This is a genomic window from Desmonostoc vinosum, assembly GCF_059505385.1.
Window position 1 is genome coordinate 53,551 of record NZ_JCACKM010000023.1, and the last position, 6,716, is coordinate 60,266.

Here is a 6,716-nt window from a genome sequence, read left to right on the forward strand (position 1 = left end):
TGCCTCAGCGACTAACAATCTGAATATCGTGACTTGACCGCAGAGTATTATCAGCCCAAGAACAGATTAAACCTTGTGGGCCTGGGTCTATTAGTTGTTCTGGTGACGGCTGGCGTCTCCAAACTTCGCCTTGCTTGCGGATGGGAAATAGCAAGACTGGGCCTAAATAACGCACTCCTGGAGTTTGTTGCATCAATGCCACAATATCTGATGTGTAGACGGGTCGCCCCAATGGCCAGCCTTTACCATCTGTGCCGCCAATCAAGGGATTTAAATATTTATACAGTGACACCCTTAATTGACGGAGAATTTCTTCTTTGGCTTGGGGGTTGTCGTAAACGGCTTCTACTGCAACCTCGGATTGTACGGAAACTCCCACATAATCTGGTTCTTGTAAATATACTTGGACTCCTAATAATTTTCGGTCATTTAAGTAGTTGAGGATTTGGTCTTGGAGGGCTGCGCTGAGGGCAAATTTATCTGGTGAAATGCCTTCGCCTTGGGCAATTCCATCTGTATTGGCTTGGGGGACAATTAGTAAACCAACCATACCCGCTTGAGTTTGAGATGTGGCTGGTAAACAGCGTACACGAGCGATCGCTCCACCACTAGCTTGCTGTGCTAAAACTTCAAAGTCTTCAGCAGTCACCGCCCGGTCACGGGTGCGTAGAATGCGGGGTGCTTTGATTACTGCTTGTTCTAGTGATTCCGCATCTGCACCATTGATACCTTCTTTGTAGTTGATTACACTTTCAACATACGGAAATGCTGATTTTAAAAACTGGATTGTGCCAACTTGCACATTCCCCTCTCTACCGCCACCTGTACGGTAAGCAACCATCCGAATTTCCGAACCGCGTGGGGGAACTGCCCCGTACTGATGTTCGTGTTGGTCGGCAAGGTCACTCACTTGTACTATAGTTTGTTCTAATTGTGATGGTTTTTGGATGCGCGATCGCAATACTGTTTGTTGTTTGAGTTGGCTGGGTTCACGAATTAGCGGCCCAAATTGGACTATGCCGGTCAGCGAATCGAGGGTGTAATGTAAGTCTTGGGCACGAGATTCCGCAAAATCTCTCACCTCTTGCCATCTTTGTGGCAAGCCACTAGGGGGAGTCACTAAGATATATTCTTCTTCTGTACGTTCTAAAATCGGCGTTTGTTGTAGGTTAAAAGTTTGACCTGGTTTTCCATCACTGATGCCTAAACGCTCATCTTCAATTAAGGTGCTGTGACTAGCCCTCACTGTACCGCCAATTGACCGCATTGCTAGACCAGTAATACGCGGTGGACGATTATAACCAGATTGATTTGTTTCTAGGGGTGACAAGACACAGCGCAGCCAACGCCCGCGATAGGCGGTAAAGTTAGTTACAGGCCATTTTTGCGGTAAATGCAGACGAATATCTGCTCCTTGGGCCGGATTACCGCCCTGTTGAACGATTTCATAGAAACTGAAACCTCGCGTCTCATCGTCTGCTTCTTTAAGTAAAATCGGTTGCCAATTTTCCCCATTCCAGGCTTCCCACTGACGCGGTGGTTGATTGGGGTTAATACCCGCAGGTGTCGCCGCAGCCCCTTGGAAGGTAATTTCTAAGACATTAGCATCTAATGGATCATCAGAATTAACTACCAAGTAAAAGCAGTTACCGGGCTGGGGTTGTTCTTCAAATATTGGTTGTTCATTGCCTGACCAATAACCGTCAGATTGACGAGTCCACGAACTTGTGACTCTTTCGCGTAGAGACTGGGGAATATCTTCGACGGTTTGGGCGGTTAAAAAGTGTTGGATGTGGGGTGTGCCAATAATTAAAGGATAATCTGTGCTAAAAGTAATCGCTTCTGTTGTCTCGGTGCGGATAGTAGAAACTTCTATTCCTGCCGGGATAGTATAACTTTCCGATAGGTCAGTACTTAAATAAAAAGTTAATTCGGTACGTGCTGGGGCAGCTGGTTGGAGACGAATACCTAGTAATTCGAGAAAAGCTACATAATTTTTACGCGGTACTTGGTTAAATCTGAGTAACATCTGGTCAGTTAACCAAGCAAATAATTCAATCAGCGTAATTCCTGGGTCGCTGAGGTTATGGTCTGTCCACTCTGGACAGTAGCGAGGAATACGCATAATACACTCTTCTACCAATTCATCAAAAGTGCGATCGTCTAAATTGGAAGAAGGTAATTGTGGTAAAAAATCAAATTTCATAAATTATGTATGTCTTAATTACGAATTACGAATTACGAATTACGAATTACGAATTACGAATTACGAATTACCATTACTCCTCTGGAGCAAGTAAGTAAAAAGGATAAACTAAGCTATAAGTATCTGGATAATCTTTAAGTCGATAAATAATATTGATGTCTACTCTGCCACGGATGGGATCAGGATCAATTATTACTTCTTCAAGTGTGATTCGTGGTTCCCAAACCTCCAAAGCCTCAGTGACATAGAAGCGAATTAGCAATAACGTTTCACTGTTTAATGGTGCAAACGCCAGTTCTGACAAACGCGAGCCAAAATTAGGTCGATAGACTCGCTCACCCACGCTAGTACGAAGGATAATCCAAATAGATTCTCGGACTTTTTTTTCTTCAGAACTAAGCTGTATCCCTCCCTGCAAGCTTAAACGCAGTGGGTAAGCCAAGCCTTTGCCTAAATAAGCCTGTTGTTGACTGTAAACCATATGGGGAATTGGGAATGGGGAACTCGGGGCCGCCGGGAGCGGGGATTAGGGGTAATGGGCTTCTCCTGTCGGAGACGCTCTCGATAGCTTGCTTAAGCGTAGGGGTACGACTTCGCTCAGCCCACAGGAAACGGGGAATGGGTGTTGATTATTTCTCTCACATCTCCCGGTTGGTGAGCGGAGTCGAACCACATCCCTAGTTCCTAGTTTGATGATGAATACTAGTCAGCTTTTATCTTCAAAGATATCGATCTAGAAGATTTAAGCATATTCGCCAAAGGTCGAGGATGAGGGGAAGAAATAACAATTCTCAATTAATTCCCCACTCCCCACTCCCGACTCCCGACTCCCTAATTCAAATTGATTATCCTACCCTTAACTGTTACCAGGCCAGTAGCATTAATATCTATATTTCTCCGAGCTTTGAGTGTAATATCACCTGTGGAGTCGATGGAAATTGAACGAGTTTTATCGTCCATATTAATTTTTTGACCGCGTTTGGTTTTAATCTCTATCTCTTTTTGAGTGTCATTGAGATAAATTCGGTGGCCATATTTAGTTTCAATCACAATACCTACTTCGCTACGACCTTTGACTTCTTCTATAAACTGTAGAGTGTGCCCTACACGAGTTTTAAAGGTGCGTAATCTTACTCCTTTAGCACCAACCGCATCAGTTACCAATTCTGGTGGTGCATCTTTGCCATTCCATACTCCACCAAGTATATATGGACGGTGAATATCGCCATGTTCAAAACCTACTAAAACTTCGTCGCCAACCTCTGGCAAACAATCAAAACCCCGCTTTGCTCCTGCTCCTGTAGCTACAATTCTCGCCCAATAGCTTTCATCTTTATCTGCTAAGGTCGGGAACTCAACCTTGACTCTACCCCATTTATTTGGGTCTTTATTATTAGTGACAATTCCTACTAAAAAAGTCTGACCTGGTTGTAAATGTAACTGTGATGCTAGGGTTGTAAATAAGTTACCAGCACGCAGTCCCCGCACACTGAAATCAGTTGTATAGTTGCGTCGAGTAAAGAAATGACGTGTTTCTGTAACGTAATACTTACCACTATAGTTTTTGCCTAAGTTCTTAATATTAACAACCTTTCCGGCTCTAATTTTAGGATTACCCTCTGATTTAGCATCTGCATAAACAAATTCTCCTCCCAACTCATCACACACAGCCTTAGCAATTGCCTCCGCTTCTTTTTCCATTCTCGGAGTCTGTTCATCGGTAACGGGTTGATCTACAACAACCATTTTGGGAGCTGGCTTAATTTGGAATTTACTGCTAGTACTACTTCCTTGACCATTTGGTGTAGTAGTTATTACTTTTTCTTTAGTAGCTGTTTTTTTAATTAGTTTTTTCTTGGTATAGTCCCAGCTACGCACTTCTACAGAATTCACCTGCTCAGCACTAGTGACGCGGGTACTAAAGCTGTTAATATCAACACCCCAAACTAGTTCTTCAATACCTCGATTTGCTGGCTTGCAAAAATTTATCTTGCCATTTTCAATAAATAGTTCAAATCCCACACGGGCAGCTCGCTCTCGCAAAAACTCCATGTTAGTTTGGTTTTCTTGAAAGACATATGTATGGGGTTGACCACTCGGTTCTATTTTACTAACTGGTATACCTACTTCTGCTGCTATTTTACGTACTATATCGCTGTCAGTTTGATTTTGAAAAGAACGATTGTGGCGACCTCTGTGCAGACGATGGGAAAAATCATAGCCGCGAACAATAATAGGTGCTTCATTTTTTTTATCGAAGTGAATTTCAATCGCTGTAATTTCACCTTGAATCAAAAAATCTTTTTTTTGTTCACGGAATTCTGGGTCTCCAGTAGTACTGGATTTAAAACCTAGTCTGATTTTCTTACCAATTTCAAAAATCTTTTCATGAAGCCCAGGTTTGTCGCGATCGCTAGTAGGATTATAGGTATTTCGTACTACCAATGTAAACATTGCTGGCAAGTGCAAACTCTCTTCTACAGTGATTTGCAATAAATCCTTGACTAATTCTCCAGCAGCAGCAGACCAGGCTCCACCACCACCAGAAGAAAATTCGATTTGCAGTTCGTTTAAATAATCTACAGGAGGCATATTTAGCAGCTTAAAAGTATTAAAAGTAATTGGAAATTAAGGATTGGAATTTAACACAACTGGCTTGCCATTACCCTAATAAACTAGTAGTTATTCAAATTATATTTTTGAATTTTTACTTTTTTTATGCAAGCACTTTGATCAAAATACTAATTACCCCGGACGCGCAACTTTAGGGTCTGGCAAGCGCTGCGTACCAGCAGAAGCCGAAGCTGGTGTCCCAGGAAGCATACTTTTATCTACTTCCTGTAAGGAAATATCTACCAATGCTCTCACTGGTGTGCCATCAGAGAGAAACATATTTAAGGTATAGGTTAAACTCGTCATGACACATAAAAAATATTCTTTATCCCAAATAAACTTATAAACAGGTGGACGGGAGTCAGGTTGCTGTTTTATAGTTTCCACACCCTGCTTAATAATGTCTATGTGCTTCATTACAGACTCTTTAGTTTCATAAGTATCAAAGAGTAATTGTTTCAGTGTAAATTTATAAGGATCAACACTAGAAAAACTAATTTTAGGTAAAAGAGTAGTTCCTCTGTTACCATCATTTTTTGTCCAACTAATAGTTCGAGTAAAACTAATGTCCGTGGGGTTGAACATTAATTTAATATCTTGTCCGCCATCCATATTTTTAAGTATGGCTTTTTTTAAGTTGGAACTCTTTTTAGCGGGGACAATAAAACTAGCTACCATTTTGAGTATTTCTCCTAATATTTCGAGTTGTTTAATGTGGTTTACCACGGTAAACGACTAAAGTGCATACCATGACGCTCTCGCTCAATTTCTATGCGTTGTCGTAATCTGCTATAAATTTCATGGGCAAGTTGTTCCAAATCATGATCATCATCTTTTTCATCCAATAAATAGGGATTTTCTATAGTTTCGGTTATTGGTTCTGACTCTCTTGCAAATGTATTGCTTTCAGCTACAGGTGAAGAAGTTGGCTTAGTAAAAATTTGTGGTAATTCCGATGAAGATTGTGAAACAGGTGACGAAAACTTAGAACTCTGCCAATTAGATTCTATATTACTAGAGTTAAAACTATTAAATTCATCATCACTATCATTACTACCATTCATTAATTCTTCCAGACTTGACCATTGCGAAGGTATATTAGACCACTGAGAAGATGTATTTGAAGTTTGTGGATGATGGGTATCATTAGTAGAATTTGTTTTTCGGAAAACTAGTGTTGGTGACGAGTAATGAGGTGAAGATTTATTTGTATCAGTTGTTTTATTTTCAAAAGTATGCTGTTGTGAAGAACTCAGCACTGAAAGCCTATTTTGTCCGACTTCTAACCCTAAAGAAGAAGGAATTAACGATTGAGAAATCTGCGATGATTGAGTGTCAAGACCTTTTCGCTGCAATGAAGTGTCTGCAAAAGAATCGACTTTAGTCGGATTTTCTGAAGAATCTGTTTGTTCTTGTTTCTGAAAATGGGGTGTTTGTAGTTTTGCCAGGATAATGTCTTGCTGTTTATTTGTTACTTTTTGTGAAATATCAGGAGTATCAGCCTGAGTTGCAGGTGTTGATGGTAAATCTGGTTCTATTGGCTGTTGTTCATCAACTTGCTGGAAAATGCTTGGTAAAGATTCTATTTCCGACGATGCTGGGTTAACTTCGGTTTGTCTGTTGACTGTATTTGGAACATCTGAAGTTTCAGCCTGAGTTGATGATAAATCTGATTCTATTGGCTGTTGTTCATCAGTTTGCCGGAAAATGCTTGGTAAAGATTCTACTTCCGACGATGCTGAGGTGACTTCGATTTGTCTATTGACTGTATTTGGAACATCTGAAGTTTCAGCTTGAGTTGATGATAAATCTGATTCTATTGGCTGTTGTTCATCAGTTTGCCGGAAAATGCTTGGTAAAGATTCTACTTCCGACGATGCTGAGGTGACTTCGATTT

5 protein-coding genes are annotated in these 6,716 nt (G+C 41.0%); all 5 read right to left on the reverse strand.

Features of this window, described 5'->3' with window-relative positions; translation table 11 throughout:
* Positions 1-4 precede the first annotated feature (4 nt).
* Positions 5-2,206, reverse strand: a complete 2,202-nt coding sequence (locus tag AC5JMF_RS02655; protein ID WP_495794175.1) for a putative baseplate assembly protein — start codon at positions 2,204-2,206, stop codon at positions 5-7.
* A gap of 73 nt (positions 2,207-2,279) precedes the next feature.
* A complete protein-coding gene (locus tag AC5JMF_RS02660; RefSeq protein WP_495794176.1) occupies positions 2,280-2,687 on the reverse strand; it encodes a GPW/gp25 family protein in 408 nt (135 codons plus the stop codon).
* A 350-nt stretch (positions 2,688-3,037) separates the two neighbouring features.
* The gene (locus tag AC5JMF_RS02665) at positions 3,038-4,798 is read right to left on the reverse strand and encodes a VgrG-related protein (protein WP_495794177.1); all 1,761 of its coding nucleotides are present in this window, start codon (positions 4,796-4,798) and stop codon (positions 3,038-3,040) included.
* Between the two features lie 153 nt (positions 4,799-4,951).
* Complete coding sequence (locus AC5JMF_RS02670) at positions 4,952-5,497, reverse strand: CIS tube protein (protein WP_495794178.1); 546 nt, start codon at positions 5,495-5,497, stop codon at positions 4,952-4,954.
* Positions 5,498-5,538: 41 nt separating this feature from the next.
* The coding region (locus AC5JMF_RS02675) for a hypothetical protein (protein ID WP_495794179.1) at positions 5,539-6,716 on the reverse strand (1,178 nt) is incomplete at its 5' end.

Excerpts from the sequence above, each read along its gene's own strand:
- AC5JMF_RS02655 (WP_495794175.1), bottom strand. The coding sequence starts at position 2,206 with ATGAAATTTGATTTTTTACCACAATTACCTTCTTCCAATTTAGACGAT.
- AC5JMF_RS02660 (WP_495794176.1), bottom strand. The coding sequence starts at position 2,687 with ATGGTTTACAGTCAACAACAGGCTTATTTAGGCAAAGGCTTGGCTTAC.
- AC5JMF_RS02665 (WP_495794177.1), bottom strand. The coding sequence starts at position 4,798 with ATGCCTCCTGTAGATTATTTAAACGAACTGCAAATCGAATTTTCTTCT.
- AC5JMF_RS02670 (WP_495794178.1), bottom strand. The coding sequence starts at position 5,497 with ATGGTAGCTAGTTTTATTGTCCCCGCTAAAAAGAGTTCCAACTTAAAA.